9 protein-coding genes are annotated in these 23,024 nt (G+C 42.5%); all 9 read left to right on the top strand.

What is annotated here, in order from left to right; genetic code table 11:
• Positions 1 to 16: 16 nt before the first annotated feature.
• Positions 17 to 2,065: a DUF5693 family protein gene (locus tag ACUN27_RS00155; protein ID WP_445558232.1), complete on the top strand. Its 2,049-nt coding sequence runs from the start codon at positions 17 to 19 to the stop codon at positions 2,063 to 2,065.
• Positions 2,041 to 3,153, top strand: a complete 1,113-nt coding sequence (gene csaB / locus ACUN27_RS00150) for a polysaccharide pyruvyl transferase CsaB (protein WP_445558231.1) — start codon at positions 2,041 to 2,043, stop codon at positions 3,151 to 3,153. The genes ACUN27_RS00155 and csaB overlap by 25 nt, the downstream gene beginning before the upstream one ends.
• Positions 3,154 to 3,205: 52 nt before the next feature.
• Positions 3,206 to 3,994, top strand: coding sequence for a WecB/TagA/CpsF family glycosyltransferase (locus ACUN27_RS00145; RefSeq protein WP_315955557.1), 789 nt, complete (start codon positions 3,206 to 3,208; stop codon positions 3,992 to 3,994).
• Between the two features lie 132 nt (positions 3,995 to 4,126).
• Positions 4,127 to 5,236, top strand: coding sequence for a glycosyltransferase family 4 protein (locus ACUN27_RS00140; RefSeq protein ID WP_315955558.1), 1,110 nt, complete (start codon positions 4,127 to 4,129; stop codon positions 5,234 to 5,236).
• Between the two features lie 265 nt (positions 5,237 to 5,501).
• Entirely contained in the window at positions 5,502 to 9,383 is a 3,882-nt protein-coding gene (locus tag ACUN27_RS00135; RefSeq protein WP_315955559.1) for an S-layer homology domain-containing protein, read from the top strand.
• Positions 9,384 to 9,772: 389 nt separating this feature from the next.
• On the top strand, positions 9,773 to 12,862 hold the full coding sequence (locus ACUN27_RS00130; RefSeq protein ID WP_315955560.1) for an S-layer homology domain-containing protein: 3,090 nt from the start codon (positions 9,773 to 9,775) through the stop codon (positions 12,860 to 12,862).
• 242 nt (positions 12,863 to 13,104) lie between these two features.
• The gene (locus tag ACUN27_RS00125) at positions 13,105 to 16,080 is read left to right on the top strand and encodes an S-layer homology domain-containing protein (RefSeq protein WP_445558230.1); all 2,976 of its coding nucleotides are present in this window, start codon (positions 13,105 to 13,107) and stop codon (positions 16,078 to 16,080) included.
• Positions 16,081 to 16,334: 254 nt separating this feature from the next.
• Complete coding sequence (locus ACUN27_RS00120; protein WP_445558229.1) at positions 16,335 to 19,418, top strand: S-layer homology domain-containing protein; 3,084 nt, start codon at positions 16,335 to 16,337, stop codon at positions 19,416 to 19,418.
• A 390-nt stretch (positions 19,419 to 19,808) separates the two neighbouring features.
• Positions 19,809 to 23,018, top strand: a complete 3,210-nt coding sequence (locus tag ACUN27_RS00115; RefSeq protein ID WP_445558228.1) for an S-layer homology domain-containing protein — start codon at positions 19,809 to 19,811, stop codon at positions 23,016 to 23,018.
• Positions 23,019 to 23,024 lie beyond the last annotated feature (6 nt).

Here is a 23,024-nt window from a genome sequence, read left to right as displayed (position 1 = left end):
AAGGAGTGGACAATTGGTGAATTGGTATAAAACGTGGAATAACCCGCTCAAAAATGTATTATGGTGGCTTGTCATTATCGGCATGTTAGGCTCGCTTCCGCTAGCTTATACGCGTCACCTTACGGAAACTTCGACAAAGAACGTCGAGTTCGTTTTTGACTATCGTGACTTATTGGATATTTCGGATTTGCAAACAAACCCGCAGAGCTTCATCGCGCAGCAGCTGAAGAATATGAAGGCCGCTGGCATTGGATCAATGGCCGTGTATGAAAGCACGCTAGGCGAGTTCAAAGAAAGCCGTCATATTGAGATGTATAACTCGAGGGACGCCGCCGCGCTTACGCAAACTTTTGGTGATCCTAATGAGAACTTCACCTATGTGTTATTCAAGGACAGTGCAACCCAGCAAAAGCTGGAGCCATTAATTCAGAAAACATTTGCTGACCTGAACGTTGGCATTAAACCTTGGAGCTTTAAAAACCGTAACGGGCTCATCATTCAAATGAGCATGGACGATGCTTCAATCAAGGGAATGGATCCTGACCCGATTACGCTGCAAATGCTGAAGGATCAAGGTTTCCAAATTGTAGTGCGCCTATCTAATCGCCGACCTTTCGTTACGAATGAGATGGATAAGTTCCTGAAGCAGCTGCATGATATGGGCGTGAAAAGAATCATTGTCGATGGCAACGAAGTTCCAGGTTATACGGAAGAAGATACCGAAGTTAACCTTAATAAAATGGCGGATCTGCTGAACAAGTATGGCATTGGTTTAGCCGCTATTGAATTACTGAAAGAGCCTCAAAAGGGTTTCAACACGTTAGCGAAACAGACGAACTATAATGTCGTCCGGCTGCATTCTTTCACGGAGAAAGATGGAGAGAAACTCATGGAGCCGCTGAAAAAGGCCGAGCTGGAGGACCGCATTCAAGGCGTTGCGGATCGCTTCGTGCTTGCGGTGAAAGATCGCAACATTCGTATGGTTTTCTTAAACGCTAAGCCGCTTAAGAGCGTAGATAAAGGAAAGTTAGTAGACCCTCTTTCCGCATTTTACGAGAGCTTGCAAGGCAAAGACGGGGCGATTCCGCGCATTGAGAAAGCCGGTTTTACGCTTGGATTAGCGCAGACATTTGATGTTCATACAACAGGATGGCAAAAAGTCGCCAGCGTCTTTATGTTGATTGGCGGTTTGAGCATCATCGTGCTTATGATTTCTTTCTTCATTCCAGAGGCCACACTCGTACTTTTCGTGATTGGACTGCTCGGTTTGATTGGTCTGCATACCTTGTCGGCGAATTTATATGCTCAAGGGCTTGCTTTGGGAGCAGCGATTTCCGCTCCGAGCATTGCCATTATGCTGGCAATTCGAACAGTTCGTTCGGGAGCAGCGGCGAAATGGAAGTCAGGTCTTGCATTTGCCTTGTGGACACTCATCAAAACATCGGCGATTTCACTCCTTGGTGTCGTTTATGAGGTTGCGCTCCTCAACCACATTACGTATTCGCTGGTTCTGCAGCAGTTCCGTGGAGTAGGTGCGCTGCATTTACTGCCTATCGCAATCGCTGGTGTGTATTTGCTCTTCTTTAGTGAGAATAATACCTATAACGATAAAATCATGCATGTTCGCCGTATCCTTACCTCTTTTATTAGTGTGTTATGGATCGTTGTTGCCGGGATTGGTCTGGCTGCTGTCTTCTATTACTTGTCTCGCACGGGTAACGAAGGACAAGCCTCGACGGTGGAAAAATTATTCCGTTCGTTCTTGGAGAACACGCTTGGCGTCCGACCACGTACGAAAGAGTTCTTAGTAGCTCACCCTATTTTCATTCTCGGTGCCTACTTATCTATACGATATAGACATGCTGTTTACTTGATTTTCATTGGTGTAATAGGGCAGCTTTCTATTGTAGATACATTCGCACATCTGCATACACCGCTTCATATTTCTCTTATCCGTATTTCCTACGGTATCGTATTTGGCGCTATCATCGGCCTCGTTCTGATTGCAGCTTGGGAAATCATCACAAGGAGTTGGAAACGATGGGTGCCAAAGTTGTCAAAATAGCGCTATCCGGCTATTACGGTTTCGATAATAGCGGGGATGAGGCTGTGCTTCAATCTATTTTGTTCGCTTTGGAGGAGCAAGGCAGAGAGCAGGGCATTCGTATTGAGCCGATTGTACTTTCCGCGAATCCGGAAAAGACGTCAGCGATGTACGGCGTCCAATCCTATCACCGTATGAAACCAGGACCACTTCTCAGCGCCCTGCGGGAAGCAGACGGTTTGATCAGCGGCGGTGGCAGCTTATTGCAGGATGCTACAAGCTCCAAAACGATTCCGTATTACTTAGCTGTTCTGAAAATCGCACAGTGGCTTGGGAAGCCTACGTTTATTTACTCTCAAGGCATCGGCCCGGTGAATCGCCGGATGTTTGACGGCTGGATCCGCGGCGTATTCAAACGCTGCGCCTACATCTCCGTCCGCGATACGGAGTCCGCGGCATTGCTGGCGACGATGCGCCTCCCGTGGGAGCGCATCGCTGTTGTGCCCGACCCGGTCATGGGCCTGCCGCTTCGCGGCGAGGCTGGTGTTAGCGGGTCGGCTGGCACGGGCGTGCGGACGGTGGGCGTGTCCGTCCGCTTCTGGAACGAGGACCGCTCAGAGCTGGAAGCTCTCTCGCGGTCCCTGGCAAAGCTGCTCGCCACCGATCCTAACGTGCGGCTGCGGTTCTTGCCCTTCCACCTCCCTTCGGACGAGGTGGCCTCGCAGTTCGCGATCGACCGTTTGGGCGATCACGGGTCGCGGGTGGAGATGGTGCCGGGCATCGTCCATCCGCAGGATATGCTCGCGCAGGTCGCGGGCTGCGACCTGTTGATCGGGATGAGGCTGCATTCTTTGATTTATGCAGCCTCGCAGTATGTGCCTATGGTTGGCATCTCGTACGATCCGAAGATCGACCAGTTTCTCCATAGGCTTGGCATGAAAGCTGCCGCATCGACGTCTCGTTTCGATGCGGATGCACTGGCCCAGGAGGCTGGGGCTCTCCTGGATGGCCGAGAAGCTTGGGCGGCGTCCAAACGCGCCGCCATCGAGGAGCTTAAGGCGCAGGCGCAATTTCCTGCGAAAAGCATCGTTTCTTTTTTTAATAAATAAAAAAAATCAACCAAAACGTGAAAGCCAACGTCACATAAAGGAAGAGATATCTATGAGCTCAACATCGACAACGACCTCAGCTGGAGTTGTTTCTGCCCAAGCTATACCGAAAGTAAGCATATATGGGGTTCCCATCTCCAAGATGAGCATGAACCAAACAGTTGCCTACCTATCCAAGGCGATTGAACAAAGACAGCCTCATCAAATCATAACCGCCAACCCGATTATGGTGATGTCGGCGCTGGATGATCCCGCCTATATGAGCATGATGCAGCGCGCCGAGCTTATCGTTCCTGATGGAACAGGAGTAGTCTGGGCCGCCAATTATGTTGGAGAGCCTGTCGCAGAGCGGGTCCCAGGTTACGATTTGTTAAATGAGCTGATGAAGGTCGGAGAGTCGAAGGGCTGGAAAGTCTATCTGCTCGGTGCTTCTAATGAAGTGATTCAAGCGGCTGCTGACAAACTGCGCAAAAACTATCCAGGAATCAAGTTGGTTGGTGTGCGTGATGGCTATTTTCGTGATGAGCAGGATGCCGAAGTGATTCAATCCATTGTAGATGCCGCACCGGATCTTCTATTTGTAGGGAGAGCGGCAGCGAATCAGGAGCCGTGGATCGGCAAATACAAAGGGCAGCTCGGCGTTCCGGTTATGATGGGAGTCGGGGGAAGTTTTGATGTTCTTTCGGGCAAGCTAAAAAGAGCACCGGTTGTATTCCAAAAACTACGTCTTGAATGGTTCTACCGCCTGTTACAGGAGCCGTGGCGCTACAAAAGAATGTTATTACTCCCTAAATTCGCGATGAAAGTGATGCGTGACAAAGAGAAAGTCACAAAACCATGAAAATTTTTATGAAAATTGGCTGAAAACGGTCATTTCAGACAAATTTAGCAGTAGTATTTGTGGACAAATGGGAGTATAATTCTCTTCGGCGGATCACCTGCCACCCAAGACAAGAGGAGCTGTGAAGAAGACATGTATGGATTATACGCGATTGGGTTCATCGCCGCCTGCATTATTGCAGTGCTGCTGACACCCCTGGTCAAAAAGTTTGCCTTCTGGGTTGGAGCTGTAGATGCCCCCAACCATCGAAAAGTTCATACGCGAATTATGCCGCGTCTCGGAGGCCTAGCTATCTTCCTTGCCTTCGTCGGAGCTTATTTCGTCGTCTCTCCAGCGCTTGATGCCGTTAACTCCAATGCAGCGTTCGGTTTGCTGCTCGGCGGGTTAGTTATCGTCATCACAGGGGCTTTGGATGACCGTTTTCAACTATCCCCCAAATGGAAGCTTCTTGGGCAGCTCATTGCTGCTTGTATCGTCGTTTCTTTTGGCCTCAAAATCGATCTCGTTAACATTCCGTTCGGAGAAACGAACCTGCCTATCGGTTGGCTGAGTATCCCGATTACGATATTATGGATCGTTGGCGTATCCAATGCCATTAACCTGATTGACGGTCTTGACGGGCTGTCTGCGGGTGTATCTGGTATTGCTACCACTACGATTCTTATTTTAGCGCTTATGATGGGCAATGTAACAGTTATTCTGTTGGCTGTAATCTTACTAGGAAGTATCGTAGGATTCATGTTCTATAACTTCCATCCCGCCAAAATTTTTATGGGCGACTCAGGCGCCTTGTTCCTAGGCTTCGCACTTGCGACACTCTCGATCCTAGGTTTTAAACAAGCAGCCGTTGTATCGCTTCTAATCCCGATTATGATCCTAGGCGTACCGTTATCGGATACCTTCTTCGCGATTATGCGCCGTTATGTGAATAAATTGCCGATTTCGGCACCGGACAAAAGCCATCTTCATCACTGCTTGTTGCAACTTGGCTTCAGCCATCGTACAAGCGTACTGATTATTTACGGTATTGCTTCCGTATTCGGCGGTAGCGCGGTAATCTGCTCCGTCTTCATTTCCCAGGATTCCACTTGGGGTTTAATCATGATCATTGTTGCTCTATTCCTGGTGATGCTCGTCGGAGCAGAAGCGATCGGCATTATTAGTAAAAGCCGCAAACCGGTACTTAACTTCCTGCAAAGACTTGTAGGCAAGACCGTACAGAGCGACCGGATGGGCAAATAATCAGCACTTATAAAGGTTTTACTCAAATCCAACCCTCGGGTTGGATTTTTTTTCTATTTTGTGAACTTCCTTCTTTCTCTAAACAATTGAGAGGTTTTGACCGATAAGAAAGGTACAAGAACTTTTGGCGGTATGCCGCGTCAAATCATGTAGAATGATAGAAGGATTTGGGAGGGATTGTCGAAAGTAAGTTTGTCTAACCGACGGTTAGCAGCATTGCCATGTCGAATGAATGGAATTTAGAGGACATAAGGAGGAACTAGCTTTGAAGACCAAGCAAAGAAATAAGTGGATTAGCATTAGCCTCATGGTTGCTATGTTGTTGGCCTTGCTTCCGCCACTCGGGGCTTCGGCCGCACCTGTAATTAATATTACGAATTACTACGTACATACTGACCCTAATGATACTACCGTTGTTCAGGATCCTGAGAATTTCTATGATGCTTTGATTCCAAGGATTACGGCGAACCCAATTACGCTAAGTGCAGACATTGGGGGTATTTCGGATGATCAGATTACGAATGTTTTCTACGAAATCAAAAATATGACTACAGGTATTACGACACCAAACAAAACAAATCGTGCCATCAAAAACCCTAATAACAGCAACCAAATTACCTTTGAGAATATTCAGTTAACGGAAGGTTTAAATAAAATTGTTGTTAAATACGGAAGCACTTCAACGGTTGACTCTAAGCCTGCTTGGGTTTACTTTACACCGGTGTCTAATATCACAAATTTGAAAATCAATGATGTTGATTTCGCAGATGGTGGTATGTACCCAGCAACAGGTCCTTATACGAATCTTACAATTACAGGTAATTCTAATAATGCTTATCAAGTAGATGCTACGGTATCGGGAACTACATATGAAGCTACTAATTTTTCTGGCGGTATTTTTACATTCTTAACAAATACGGGAAGAGCTTCTGATCTCACCTTAACGCCAGGGGATAATCTAATCACTTTCGTTGCTAAGAACCCGACAAACTATTACACAACATCAAGAAACTTTATTTATAACAACGGTTTAGGTTTTGCTTATAATGGTAAAGTCCGTTTTAAAGAGGCAGCAACAGGGAACTCAGACCAAGCATTGGTCAATATCCCTAATTTGGTCAGTTCAACGGATAATAACATTGTTTTTACAGCAGATTTAAAGAACAGCAAAGGAAATATCACAGCAGGTAGTCCTGACTATTTGTTTGCGGATATTAGCGTTGCCGGAAGTGGGACAACACTTCGATATACATTCGCAACAGGTTTGACATCAACTCCTAATGGCGGTTTCCTGAATGTTAATCCTAATGTCCCTAGTGGAACAGCTCCAAGTTTGGTTAATCCATCGACCGTGACAGGTGGAACTGCTTATGACGTCCATCATATTGAAGCAAACCTACCCCTCAGCGGCACAGCGACTTCTCAGGAAATTGACGTCAGATTCGTTACTAGTCTGGGTGGAGAATACACAACTAGATATAATTTTAATTTCATTAACCCAACCTTGCCTTACATTGATTACACTGCGCAATATTTTGCTCCACCTATTGGAGTTGGCGCAGGTTATGAAGTTAAGCTTACTGAACAAGGAACGAATCAAATCAATGAATTTCCTGCCAAACTTAAATTCCATGTGAATGGGAATGCCGATAAAGTGAAAGTAACGATCCCTGGATTTGCAGGCAATGGTGATGTGAACGTCACTGCAGGCGTAGCGGAGATTGATCTTCATGATATACCGGATGGTGCTACCAAGCTGACATTGGTTCCGTGGAATGCGACAACGGGTTATAACCAAGCTGGTACCAAAGTGTATCAGTTGAATATTTCAAGTGCCCCTTATGTCATTGTGAACAGTCTTTATAATGGGAAAGTAGTTAGTAATCCGGCTCAAATCACTTGTGCGAGCGGTACGGCACCTTGTATTACAGGTAAAATTGTCAATCTGCCTGCATCAAGCTATGGCGATGTTGAATTAACAGTAAATGATACAAATATCAATATTGCTGGAGCAATTAACACGACTGATGGAACTTTCAATATCCCTGCTTCTGCATTGAATCCCCTTTTTGATGCAGATGGTAAGAAAACAATTAAATTCTCATTGTATTTAAAACCCGCAGGCGTAAAAGTGCTTGTTACACAAACGATTTATGAGATCTTCGTTTTAAGTGATTTTGCTCCACTAGTTGAGGAGCTAGCCCTTGATCCAGCTATCACGCCTTTTACACCTAGCTCAGTACCCGGGGCTTTCTTGACTACGTCTGATAAGCTGCAGCTCTCTGGTACAGTGTTAAACGCTCAATTAAATTCTGCTGATCCAAAATCAACAGCTATTTTATATGTAAGAAGTGTTCCTAATGGTTCTACTCTTACTGTTGGTACTACGCCGCTACTAGCGCAAATATCTCAAGTGACCAATCCACTGGATGGTAATCAAATTACGACCAAATTCAAATTATCGACTCCTTTAAGTTTGGATGCGTATGGAGATTATGTGTTAGAACTGGTGGCTAAGAACAAGACTGGCCGTACGACAAGCAAAATGATCACTATTACAAAACAGCCTGTTGACTATCTGCTTCTTCAACCAACGAATTTCGTTAAAAATGCAGATAAGATTGATCAGGCCAATGTAAATACAAATTTCCAAACTGTTGTGATTCAAGCTGATGGTGCAGACTCTATTGTTTACAATAAAACGGAAGCAAAGCTTACAGCTCCAGGAATCTTCCGTCTGGATGTACCGAATTTAAAAGCAGGGAAAAATACAGTTAGCTTTGAAGTTATTCGAGGCAGTGCTAAATCGAAAGGTACATTCATTCTTAATAATTTGAATACACCAATTGAAGGTGCGCAGTATCGTACGAATCTTACAGCAAAAATGAGCTTGTTCGATGGGGATCTTACATTAACTTTCCCGAAAGACACAAAGTTGATGAGAAATGACCGTACACAAACAGAACAATTCATCACATCTGATCGTAAATTAGTGTTTGGGATTGCCAATCAAGATGACGGGCGTGTAGATAAGGCTTCTGAGACTCAAGCCGGCATGCGCTTCCTTCAAGAGCCGACGGGTCGATTCAGAGCTGCCAGTAAATTGTTCTGGATTGATGGCGGGTCGATTGATAGTAGTGCAGCAAGTACAAATGCGACACTTAAAGACGCTTTACAAGGCAGTGGTAACCTACCGTCTCCATCGCTACCTGGACCTGGGGAGACAGCGTTTTACTCCCGTTACATTAAAAATCTAGTCATACCTACGGAACGTGGAACGCTAACGTTGAAATACGATGAAGAGATTCGTAATGACTCCTGGAAGTATCTCACTGTGTACCAATTCGGTACGTTCTTGGATCCAAGCGGAACCGGGAACCAATATGTAGGATGGAAGAATATTGGCGGCATTGTAGATGCTAAATCCCATACAATCAAAGTACCGGTTGATAATTTCGGCTATTTCCAAGTCATGTATATGGATAACAGCTTTAATGATGTAACGAATCATGACTGGGCTCGCGATTACCTGGATATTCTTTATTCCAAAGGGATTATGAACAACAAGACACCGGGACAGTTCTTGCCGAATGACGCTATTACTCGCGGTGAGTTTGTAACGATGTTGGTTAACATTTTTAATATCCCATTAGTAAATGAAGATACAACCTATCATACTAACGATCCGACCAACCCTAACTTCCAAGGTACATTCGCGGATGTGCGCAGAGGCCTTGGATTACCGAATAGCAGCAGTTTGTATGACTTCATGCATATTGAAGCCGGAGCACGGGCGGGTATCGTCAGAGGTAACTCTAACGGCTTGTTCCTTCCGACCAATTCTATTAGCCGTCAAGATGCCGCTGTTATGATCGAAAGAGCAGCAAACATGAAAACCAGCGCGGATTCAGTCAAATCACTTGCTAATCTTAAAAAGCAATTCACAGATGCAGGTGACATTGATACCTATGCACTCGCTTCTGTAGAAGCAGTTATTAAAGCAGGACTAATGGATGGCATTGAAAATGCGCCTGTTCAAGGACAGAAGAAGCCAACCTACAGCTTTGATCCAAAAGGCAATATGACCAGAGCGCAAGCTGCGGCGATTGCTAACCGTGTTCTTAAGCAACAGAAGAAAATTCCTTAAAACTTGAATTGAAGCGAACAAAGACTGCTCCGATATGATCGGATGCAGTCTTTTGCTTTTTTTAATGGTCGAAGAATCATTTCAGCTTATTTTAAGCTAACTTTTAGTTTAATTTCAGCTTCTCTACTTATTTAGTTCACAATTAACATGTAAATTGTAAATGTGAGTGATACATGCACAAACCGATAATTATTTATCTAGTAAATCGAGCCTACTGGAAAATACTTATCAATGAAATTTAGTATATACTCACGTATACTAAGTCGTGTAGCCGAGATGATAGCCGCCGAGCTACATAGAACGGTTGAAAAAATGATTCAAACTGTCGTCCCGTTGGTTATAAGTTTTTATAACAAAAACTTTAAAATATTAGGAGGAAACAAACCCTTATGAAGAAAACTCTATCCGTAGTCCTTACATCCGCTATGGCTCTTTCCATGTTTTCATCCCTAGCATTCGCAGCGAAATCTTCTGCGGATTTCACAGATTTGAAAGACCTGGATGCTGCTACAAAAGCGAAATTTGATGCTATGATCTCCGCTGGTATCTTCGACGGCGTATCCGAAACAACATTTGGTCTGAAAGACGAAATGAACCGTGCACAATTTGCAAAAGTTGCTGCATTGATCATGGGTCTTGACGTAAATAAAGATTTGAAAACTTCCAGCTTCACTGATGTTAGTGTTGACGATGCAGCTAACGGTTATGCACTTCCTTACATCGAAGCTTTAAAAACAGCTGGCGTAACTGATGGATATGCTGAAGGTCAATACAACCCAGCTGGTAAAGTAACGAAAGAACAACTGGCTACTTTCTTGGTTCGTGTTCTTGGTCAAGACGAAGCAGCTAAAGGCAAAACAGGTACAGACACAACAGTATCTGGTTGGGCTCAAGGTTATGTAGCATTAGCGCTTGAATTGAAACTTCTTTCCAACGGTGAAGATGGTACATTCGGCGGTATGGCTAACGCAACTCGCGATTTGCTTTTGACAGGTGCTTATGAAGCAAAACAACAATACGTACCAGCTGGTAAAGTATCCGTAACAGGTGCAAAAGCAACAGGTGCACAACAAGTAACTGTAACTTTCAACAAACCGGTTGATACAGATAAAGCTACATTGAGCTTGAAAAAAGGAACTAGCGATGTTGTTACAACAACAAAATTCTCTGACGACAAGAAATCCGCGGTTCTAACATTGACTGATGTGAAAGTAAGCAATGGGGAATACACAGTAACTGTTTCCGGTTTGGATGCAGCTACAGTTGACAAAACAACGGCAACTTTCACAGGTGAAGATGAAGTTCTTACAAAAATTGACTTCGTAAATGCTGGCGACACTATTGCTTATGCAGATAAAACGATCGTGAAAGTAAAAGCTTCTAACCAATATGGTGAAAATGCAACAACAAATGCTGGTTCTTACAACGTGTACACATCTGCTGCAACATTCACTAAAATCACGAAAGATACAGATGGTACTTTGTTGATCACTTTGGATACAGCTAACGAAAGCACAACGCAAGGTGTATCCGTGATCCCAGTAACTATTGTTAACAACGATAGCCACATCACAGCTACGAAAAACTTCAAATTGGGTACACAACCAATCTTGACAAAACTTGAGCTTGGTGATGCTCGTTACTCCGTAGGAACAGCACTGAACGGTAAAGGCGAAAACGTGAAATTTGACCTTAACCTGTTTGACCAATACGGCGGTACAATTTCTTACGACTCTTTGATGAATGCGAAAGTATACAGCAACGGTAATACAAGCACGACTAAATTGTTCGGTGACACAACTGTGATCTGGAACGATTACATCCCGGCTGAAGATGTGAAAACAGAAGTGGAAGATAACGGTAACGATATCCCACAAGTGAAAATCTCATTGATCAATGATGTAGATAAAGCTGGTGACTATAACTTCACAGTATTCAACCAAGCAGCTACAGCAAGTGGCAAAGTATCCGTTCAATCTTCGAAACTTGCGAACAAAGTTGAAATTGGCGAAATGAACGATGTCATCGCGGCTGGCGACACAGAAGTTTATATTCCAGTTGTAGCTTATGATGCAGCTGGTAACCAATTAAGCTTGGATGACCTGACTAGCGATGAAAACATCAAACGCATCCAAGTGAACGTTTCTGGTGTTGAAGGTCAAACAACTGCAAGCATCTTGGATTCCGGTGAGCACAAAGGTTCTATTAAACTGAATCAAATTAGCAACAACACTAAAGGTGCAGTATCCATTACAGCGATCATCGCAACAGCGAATGCAAGCAGCACTTCCACAAAAACATTCACAGTTGCTGACGCTCGTGTACCTGATCACTTCAAAGTAGTAACAGATCCTGCGAAATCTGTGGTTAAAGGCGGAACATCTGATATTGAGCTAGCGGTAATTGACCAATATGGACAAGTACTTGACGATGCACACTTTACTGATAGCCAAGGTAACAATGCTCCAACTTTCGTTGATGGTTCGAACAACAAGTATCAAGTAAAAGTCGATGTGACTGCTACAGGTACTGCTGCTGGTACGATCGGCCTGAGAAAAGGTGACGACAACAATAATGCAATCACTTCTGCCATCTTCGGTAAAGGTGAAGCGGCTGGTGACTTCGAAGCATTCAATGACGAGTACACACTGTTCACAACAGAAGGTGCTACTGAAGGTGCAAAAGCAGATTACACAGCAACAATCACGAAAAACGGTACTGAGATTTCCAAGTTGACTAGAACAATCACGGTTGCTAGCGCAACAGACGACCTGACTTACTCCGTGAACGCTGTTCCAACATTGTTCAACTTTACTGATAGCGGCGTAGTTGTTGGATCGACTTATGGTACTGGTGGTACAGCGATCTCTGCTGATGATCTGAAAGACGTAACGAAATCTCAAGTATTCGCACAAGAAGTTAAACTTACAGCTAAAAACGCTTCTGGCGACACTGTAAAACTTCCAGCTGGTACAATCACTGGCATTACAACTTCGAACAATGCGGTTGCTAAAGTAGCGCTTGTTGGTGGTAAAGCGTATGTTCTTGGTAACAAAACAGGTACAGCTACATTGAACGTATCTTACAGAACAATTAAAGGTGAAATCAAAACAGCTACTGTTTCTGTAACATCTAAAAATGATGCACTTGCAGTCGACAAAGTGGAAGCTGACAGCACAATGACAGTTACTACAACTGGCGGCAATGCATTCATTAATCCAGACCTGATTGTGACAGATAACTACGGTGTTGAGTATGAGCAAGAAGATGCTCAAAAAGCTAATGGCGTACTCGGCGTAACATTCTCTGCTAACGGCTACTCCGCTAACGTTTCTGCAGTGTCCATCGATGCGAATGGTAACATTCAAGTAACGAAAACATCTGATGCTGATGGATCTTTTGATCTAACAATTACATCACCAAGTGGTAAATCCGATGTAGTTGCAGTAACTGTAACTGGTGCAGCTAATAACAAATAAGATACACAAACGCTTTTAAAAAAGAAGGCCAATTGGCCTTCTTTTTTATTTATGTGCTTTGCATAAATCACCATGGGAAATACTTATCAATGCTTTTATCACTGGTCGATAGTATACTAAGTTTGTAGCCAAGTTGATATACGAAATGATATACGAAAAATTAATTGCGAGTCATTCAAAAAGTTAATCCTAAGTTTTTAAAAAACAAAAAAACTTCAAATATTAGGAGGAAACAAACCCTTATGAAGAAAACTCTATCTGTAGTCCTTACATCCGCTATGGCTCTTTCCATGTTTTCGTCTCTAGCATTCGCAGCAAAATCTTCTGCGGATTTCACAGATTTGAAAGACCTGGATGCTGCTACAAAAGCAAAATTCGACGCAATGATATCTGCAGGTATTTTCGACGGTGTATCTGAAACAACATTTGGTCTGAAAGATGAAATGAACCGCGCACAATTTGCAAAAGTTGCCGCATTGATTATGGGTCTCGACGTAAATCAAAATTTGAAAACATCGAGCTTCACTGACGTTAGTGTTGACGATTCAGCCAATGGTTATGCACTTCCTTATATTGAAGCTTTGAAAACAGCTGGTGTAACTGATGGTTATGCGGAAGGTCAATACAACCCGGCAGGTAAAGTAACCAAAGAGCAATTGGCCACTTTCTTGGTACGCGTTCTTGGTCAAGACGAAGCAGCTAAAGGCAAAACAGGCACGGACAAAACAGTTTCCGATTGGGCACAAGGGTATGTAGCATTAGCGCTTGAATTGAAACTTCTTTCTAACGGTGAAGATGGTACATTCGGCGGTATGGCTAACGCAACTCGCGATCTGCTTTTGACAGGTGCTTATGAAGCAAAACAACAATACGTACCGGCTGGTAAAGTATCCGTTACAGGCGCGAAAGCAACTGGCGTTCAAAAAGTTGAAGTTGCCTTTAACAAGCCTGTTGACGTAGAAAAAACGAAGTTGTCTTTGAAAAAAGGTAACGCTGACGTTGTAACAACTACCGCATTCGCGGCTGATAAAAAATCTGCCGTATTGACACTAACAGATGTTAAAATCAGCAACGGTGAGTACACAGTAAATATGAGCAGTCTTGATGAAGCTGCTGTTGATAAAACGACAGCTACTTTCAAGGGTGAAGACGAAGTAATGAAAAACATCGAATTCGTATCCGCGAATGACACGATCGCTTATGCAGACAAAGTAATTGTTAAAGCTAAAGCTGTAAACCAATATGGTGAGGCTGCTTCTACAAATGCAGGTTCTTACGATGTGTACACATCAGCTGCAACATTTACGAAAATAACAAAAGACAATGATGGCACACTATTGATCACATTGGATACTAACACAAAAGACACGACGCAAGGCGTAACCGTCATTCCAGTAACAATTGTGAATAATGACAGTCATATCACTGTAACGAAAAACTTCAAATTAGGTACTCAGCCAATCTTGACGAAACTTGAACTAGGTCAACCGCGCTATTCCGTGGGCACTGCTCTGAATGCGAAAGGCGAAAATGCTGAGTTTGATTTGAACTTATATGACCAATATGGTTCTGTTATGTCCTATGAAACGCTATCCAGTGAAGACAAGCTCAAAGATACAAGCTTAATCTGGAATGACTATCTTGCAAGTGAAGATGTTAGCTATGTAATTGAAGATAATGGAAACGACATTCCACAAGTGAAAATCTCCTTGCTCAAAGATATTGATAAATCCGGAGATTTCAGCTTCACTGTATTTAACCAAGCGGCAACTGCAACAGGTAAAGTGAGCATTCAATCCGCAAAAGTAGCGACTAAAATTGAAATTGGCGATATGAATGATGTGATTGCATCCGGAGACACAGACGTCTATGTTCCATTGGTGGCTTATGACGCAAATGGCAAGCAACTGAGTGCAGACGATTTGGCAAGTGATGCAAACGTAGAACGTATTAGAGTTTCAATCTCTGGAGCAACTGGTAGCAGCACAATTGCAACTTCCGGTGAGCACAAGGGTATGATTAAATTAGATAAAATCGACGCTGGCTCTAACGGAGCAGTATCTGTAACAGCAGTCATTGCAACTGCAAATGCAAGCAGCACAGCAACTAAAACGTACACTGTTCACGATGCACGTATTGCGGACCATTTGAAAGAAGTAACAGTACCAGCTAAAAATGCCGTAGCAGGGGCAACTTCTGATTTTGAGTTCAGCGTGATTGACCAATACGGTCAAGTGTTGGATGATTCCAACTATGTAAACAGCAATGGTTCTGTGGTTCCAACGGCAGATGGCAATACGAAATATAGTGTAGTTGCAACAGCAGTGACTTATGATGTAAATGGTAATGTTATTGACAATGCTACTGCGCATGTTCTTACGCCAAATGGAGACGTATTGACGAAAAATACGTATGAAAAAGGTACAAACGACTATAAAGCTTTCAATGATGAGTTCACTTATGAAACAACGAGCGCAGCAAAAGAGGGAACTTATGTTAAGTTCACAGCTCAAATTCTTAAAGGCGATCAAGAGATTTCCAAAGCAGAAAGAACACTGACCGTCGTTGGTAAAAATGCAGACTTAACTTACAGCGTTGGAACAGTAGCACCATTGTTCAATGCTATGGACAGTGACGTAGTTAAGGACAGTGAATTGGCAATTGCAACAAGCAAATTGTCTCGCGAAGTAAAAATTACAGCGAAAAATGCTGCAGGTGAATCTGTTGAGCTTCCGGCTGTAGCTACACAAATTACAACTTCAAACCCTAGCGTGGCACAGGTTGCGATGGGTACTGGAGAGGATGCCGGTAAAGCTTTCGTAATGGGGAATAAAGAAGGCACTGCAACATTGAGTGTGACCTATCAAACGGTTGACGGTAATGTTAAGCAGGCAAGTGTACCTGTGACGGTAAAAAGCGATATGGTTGCTGTAGACAAGTTGGAAGCTGGGGAATCAGAAGCAACGATTTCTACAGGTGCTAATGCTTATGCGGTAGCAGATCTGACTGTAACGGATAACTATGGTGTTGAGTACGACAAAGATGAAGCACCGGCATACAACTATTTGATGGGCCTCGCATTCTCTGCGGATAATGTAAAAGGAAAAGTGGAGATTGGTGCTGATGGAACAATCAAAGCTGATAGTGGCACGACATTTGATTTGATCATCACATCGCCAAATGGCAAGTCGACTGTAACGTCGGTAATTGTGAAGTAATTATTTTAGATGAGAAGGCCCTTCGGGGTCTTCTTTTTTGCGTTTTCCTAGTGAGAGCATGGATTAAGCCAGTCTTCTACTTGGAAAATACTTGTCAATGAATTAATAGCGAGATAATAGTATACTAATTCATGTAGACGAGGTGATAGAAAAAAAGCTATACGAAAATGATAGCAAGTTACTTCAATGTCGTTGTGTTGGTTATAAGTTTTTATAACAAAAAACTTTAAAATATTAGGAGGAAACAAACCCTTATGAAGAAAACTCTATCCGTAGTCCTTACATCCGCTATGGCTCTTTCCATGTTTTCATCCCTAGCATTCGCAGCGAAATCTTCTGCGGATTTCACAGATTTGAAAGACCTGGATGCTGCTACAAAAGCGAAATTTGATGCTATGATCTCCGCTGGTATCTTCGACGGCGTATCCGAAACAACATTTGGTCTGAAAGACGAAATGAACCGTGCACAATTTGCAAAAGTTGCTGCATTGATCATGGGTCTTGACGTTAACAAAGATTTGAAAACATCGAGCTTCACTGATGTTAGTGTTGACGATGCAGCTAATGGTTATGCACTTCCTTATATCGAAGCTCTGAAAACAGCTGGTGTAACAGATGGTTATGCTGAAGGTCAATATAACCCAGCTGGTAAAGTAACGAAAGAACAATTGGCTACTTTCTTGGTTCGTGTTCTTGGTCAAGACGAAGCAGCTAAAGGCAAAACAGGTACAGACACAACAGTATCCGGTTGGGCACAAGGTTATGTAGCATTAGCGCTTGAATTGAAACTTCTTTCCAACGGTGAAGATGGTACATTCGGCGGTATGGCTAACGCAACTCGCGATCTGCTTTTGACAGGTGCTTATGAAGCAAAACAACAATACGTACCAGCTGGTAAAGTATCCGTTACAGGTGCAAAAGCAACAGGTGCGCAACAAGTAACAGTTACATTCAACAAACCAGTTGACGTTGAAAAAGCGAAACTGACGTTGAAAAAAGGATCTAGCGAAGTTGTTACAACAGCGAAATTTGCTGATGACAAGAAATCCGCGGTTCTTACATTGTCTGATGTGAAAGTAAGCAAAGGTGAATACACAGTAACTGTTTCCGGTTTGGATGCAGCTACCGTTGACAAAACAACAGCAACTTTCACAGGTGAAGATGAAGTTCTTACAAAAATTGATTTCGTAAATGCTGGCGACACTATTGCTTATGCAGATAAAACGATCGTAAAAGTTAAAGCTTCTAACCAATATGGTGAAAATGCAACAACAAATGCTGGTTCTTACAATGTTTACACATCTGCTGCAACATTCACTAAAATCACGAAAGATACAGATGGTACTTTGTTGATCACTTTGGATACAGCTAACGAAAGTACAACACAAGGCGTATCTGTAATTCCTGTAACAGTTGTTAACAACGACAGCCACATCACAGCTACGAAAAACTTCAAATTGGGTACACAACCAATCTTGACGAAACTTGAGCTTGGCGATGCTCGTTACTCCGTAGGAACAGCACTTAACGGTAAAGGCGAAAACGTGAAATTTGACCTTAACCTGTTTGACCAATACGGCGGTACGATCTCTTATGACTCTTTGATGAATGCAAAAGTATACAGCAAAGACAATACAAGCACGACTAAATTGTTCGGTGACACAACTGTGATTTGGAATGATTACATCCCGGCTGGAGATGTGAAAACAGAAATTGAAGATAACGGTAATGATATTCCACAAGTGAAGATCTCATTGACCAACGATCTAGATAAAGCTGGCGATTACAGCTTCACTGTGTTCAACCAAGCAGCTACAGCAACTGGTAAAGTATCCGTTCAATCTTCCAAACTTGCAAATAAAGTTGAAATTGGCGAAATGAACGATGTCATCGCGGCTGGCGACACAGAAGTTTATATTCCGGTTGTAGCTTATGATGCAGCTGGTAACCAATTGAGCTTGGATGATCTGACTAGCGATGAAAACATCAAACGTATCCAAGTGAATGTTTCTGGTGTTGAAGGTCAAACAACAGCAACAATCCTTGATTCCGGTGAGCACAAAGGTTCGATTAAATTGAACAAAATCAACAACAATACAAAAGGTGCAGTATCCATTACAGCGATCATCGCAACAGCGAATGCAAGCAGCACTTCCACAAAAACATTCACAGTTGCTGACGCTCGTGTACCTGATCACTTCAAAGTAGTAACAGATCCTGCGAAATCCATTGTTAAAGGTGGTACATCTGCAATTGAGCTTGCGGTAATTGACCAATATGGACAAGTACTTGACGATGCGAATTTCACAGATAACCAAGGTAACAATGCACCAACGTTTATTGATGGTTCGAACAACAAATATCAAGTAAAAGTCGATGTGACTGCTACAGGTACTGCTGCTGATACAATCGGGCTTTTGAACCCAGCTGATAAAGTAACTAATTCCGCTATCTTTGGTAAAGGCGAAACTGCTGGTGACTTCGAAGCATTCAATGATGAGTACACACTCTTCACAACAGAGAATGCTAAAGAAGGTGCAAAAGCAGATTACACAGCAACAATCACGAAAAACGGAACTGAGATCTCCAAATTAACTAGAACAATCACAGTTGCTAGTGAAACTGACGATCTGACTTACTCCGTGAACGCTGTTCCAACATTGTTCAACTTTACTGATAGCGGCGTAGTTGTTAAATCGACTTATGGTACTGATGGTAAAGAGATCTCTGCTGATGATCTGAAAGATGTAACGAAATCTCAAGTATTTGCACGTGAAGTTAAACTTACAGCTAAAAACGCTTCTGGCGACACTGTAAAACTTCCAACTGGTACAATTACAGGCATTACAACATCGAACAATGCGGTTGCTAAAGTAGCGCTTGTTGGTGGTAAAGCGTATGTTCTTGGTAACAAAACAGGTACGGCTACATTGAACGTATCTTACAGAACGATTAAAGGCGAAATTAAAACAGCTACTGTTGCAGTAACATCTAAAAATGATGCACTTGCAGTCGATAAAGTGGAAGCAGACAGCACTATGACAGTTGCTACAACTGGCGGCAATGCATTCCTCAATCCAGATCTAATTGTGACAGATAACTATGGCGTTGAGTATGAGCAAGAAGATGCTCAAAAAGCTAACGGCGTTCTGGGCGTAACATTCTCAGCTAGCAGCTACTCCGCAAACGTTACTGGCGTGTCTATTGATGCGAATGGTAACATTCAAGTAACGAAAACATCTGATGCTGATGGATCTTTTGATCTGACAATTACATCTCCAAGTGGTAAATCCGATGTTGTTGCAGTAACTGTGACTGGTGCAGCTAATAACAAATAAGATTAACCCATTTGTAAAAAAGAAGGCCAATTGGCCTTCTTTTTTGTTTATACAGCTACTATGCACATATTCATTCGTATTTATGTCGGGATGGATCTGTGGTTCTTTCAAAAATTTAAAAAGTTTTTTTGAATAATCGCAACTTTTTCGAAACCTGTGCGTTTAATACTTTGAAAGCAAGCAAATAATAAAGAGTTAACCAGTTTATAACTAGCCATACAGATATCACAAAATAACTCTTTACGACGCTATTCGACCAATGTATAATGTAAATTGGTGTGGGTGTCTTTCTTCCTACTTTACGTTTACTAGTTTCCAATGCAGCTACTAGAGCTGCACGCGAACTTAGTTATATAATGCTCTAACTCTGGAAAGGGGGTGAACCAAACTATGAGTAAATCGAGCTCAAATATTACTAGCTTTATCCAAAAAAATAAAACCAAAGATATTCAAGGAGGAGAAAAAAAGGTTATGAAGAAAAGTTTATCCGTAGTTCTTTCTACAGCAATGGCATTATCCATGTTTTCGTCCCTAGCTTTCGCAGCTAAATCCTCTGCTGATTTCACAGATCTTAAAGATCTTGACGCAGCTACAAAAGCAAAATTTGATGCAATGATCAGCGCAGGTATTTTTGATGGAGTGAGCGACACTACATTTGGTCTTAAAGACGAAATGAACCGTGCTCAATTCGCAAAAGTTGCAGCTTTGATTACTGGTATCGAAGTAAACAAAGATCTTAAAACTTCCAGCTTCTCCGATGTTAAAGCTGACGACGCTGCTAACGGCTACGCGCTTCCTTACATCGAAGCTTTGAAAACTGCTGGTATTACTGACGGTTATGCTGAAGGTCAATACAACCCAGCTGGTAAAGTAACAAAAGAGCAATTGGCTACTTTCTTGGTTCGCGTACTGGGTAAAGATGCTGATGCTAAAGGTAAAACTGGTACTGACACAACTGTTTCTGACTGGGCACAAGGCTATGTAGCTCTTGCTCTTGAGTTGAAACTTCTTCCTACTGGCGACGCTGGTAAATTCGGTGGCCAATCCAACGCAACTCGTGACCTTCTTCTTACAGGTGCATACGAAGCAAAACAACAATACGTACCAGCTGGTAAAGTATCCGTTACAGGTGCAAAAGCAACTGGAGCTCAACAAGTAACAGTTACTTTCAACAAAGCAGTTGACACTGACAAAGCAAAATTGGCTTTGAAAAAAGGTACAGCTGATGTAGCTACAACTGTTAAATTTGCTGATGACAAAAAATCCGCAGTTTTGACATTGACTGACGTTAAAGTTAGCAAAGGTGAGTACACAGTAACAGTTTCCGGTTTGGATGCAGCTGCTGTTGACAAAACTACTGCAACTTTCACTGGTGAAGACGAAGTTCTTACAAAAATCGACTTCGTAAACGCTGGCGACACAATTGCTTACGCTGACAAAACTATCGTTAAAGTAAAAGCTTCCAACCAATACGGTGAGAACGCAACTACTAACGCTGGTTCTTACAACGTTTACACATCTGCTGCAACATTCACAAAAATCACTAAAGATACTGATGGTACTTTGTTGATCACTTTGGATACAGCAAATGAAAGTACAACTCAAGGCGTATCTGTAATCCCAGTAACTATCGTTAACAACGATAGCCACATTACAGCTACTAAAAACTTCAAATTGGGTACACAACCAATCTTGACAAAACTTGAGCTTGGTGCAGCTCGTTACTCCGTAGGTGACTCTTTGAACGGTAAAGGCGAAAACGCTAAATTCGATCTTAACCTGTTTGACCAATACGGCGGCACAATTTCCTATGACTCTTTGATCAATGCTAAAGTATACAGCAAAGACAATACTAGCACTGCTAAATTGTTTGGAGAAACAACTCTTATCTGGAATGACTACATTGCAACTGAAAATGTTAGCGTAGTTTTCGAAGATAATGGAAGTGATATCCCACAAGTTAAGATCTCCTTGAACAAAGATCTTGATAAAGCTGGTGATTACAACTTCACAGTGTTTAACCAAGCTGCTACTGCAACTGGTAAAATCTCAGTTAAATCTTCTAAAGTTGCTAACAAAGTTGAAATCGGCGATCTTAACGATGTAATCGCTGCTGGCGACAAAGATGTATATATTCCAATTGTTGCTTATGACGCTGCGGGGAACCAACTCAGCCTTGATGATCTAACTAGCGATCAAAACATTGATCGTATCAAAGTTAACGTTTCTGGCGTTGAAGATGGTCAAACTATTGCTACAGTACTTGATTCTGGTGAGCACAGAGGAAGCATTAAATTAGGTAGAATTAGTAATAATGCTAAGGGCGCTGTTTCCATCACTGCGATCATCGCAACAGCAAATGCAAGCAGTACTTCGACTAAAACTTTCACAATCTCTGATGCGCGCGTACCTGACCACTTCAAAGTTGTAACTGATTCTGCAAAACAAGCAGTTGCAGGCGGAACTTCAGCAATCGAGCTTGCAGTTGTTGACCAATACGGAAAAACACTTGACGATGCACACTACACAGATAGTCAAGGTAACAACGTTGTAGATTGGAATAATGGTGTAAACAAATATGAAGTTACAGTAAGTGTTGCAACTTACGACGCTACTGGTACTAGCTACACTGATTTTGGTTTGAAAGATGCTAAAGATGCTCCGATCAATAAATCGGTAACTTATGGTAAAGGTGTAAACGGTGACTTCGATGCTTTCAATGGCGAGTTCACATTGTTTACTAGCGGACCAAATACACCAGCACCTACATTTATTACACCAGCTGGTGCTCGTGCCGAATATACAGCTGTAATCACTAAAAATGGTGTTGAGATCTCCAAGTTGTCTAGAACATTCAGTGTTGTTAAGAATACTGATGATCTGACTTACTCCGTGAACGCGGTTCCTACATTGTTCAACCTAATTGATAGTGGTACTGTTATCGGATCAACTTATGGTGCAGCTGGTACGACAATCACTGCTGATGATCTTAAAGATGTATCTAAGTCCCCATTTGCACGTGAAGTTAAACTGACTGCTAAGAATGCTGCTGGCGACGTCGTTAAGCTTCCTGCATACACAATTCAAAGCATTACCACTTCCAATAATGCTATTGCTAAAGTAGCTATGGTTGGCGGTAAAGCATATGTTCTTGGTAACAAAGTAGGTACTGCTACATTGAACGTATCCTACAAAACGATTAAAGGTGAAAGCAAGCTAGCAACAGTTGCTATTACAAGTAAAAATGATGCTTTAGCAGTAGACAAAATTGCTGCTGATAGCACAATGACAATCAATACTCTTGCAGCTGGTAAAACTGATGGAAATGCATTAATTACTCCAGACGTAACTGTTACAGATAACTATGGTAAAGAGTACGAGCAAGAAGCAGCTCAAAAAGTTAACGGAGTACTTGGTGTAACATTCTCCGCTAGCAACTACTCTTCCAATATTACTTCTGTTTCCATCGATGCAATTGGTAACATTTCTGTAACTAAAACAGGTGCTGCTAATGTTGATGGTGCATTTGATCTAACAATTACATCTCCAAGTGGTAAGTCCGATGTAGTTGCAGTAACAGTAAAAGGTGCAGCTAACTAAGATTAG

It is taken from the genome of Paenibacillus sp. WC2504 (assembly GCF_052682475.1).
The sequence above is the reverse complement of the archived record's forward strand: the minus strand, read 5'-3'. Positions and strand labels throughout refer to the sequence as shown.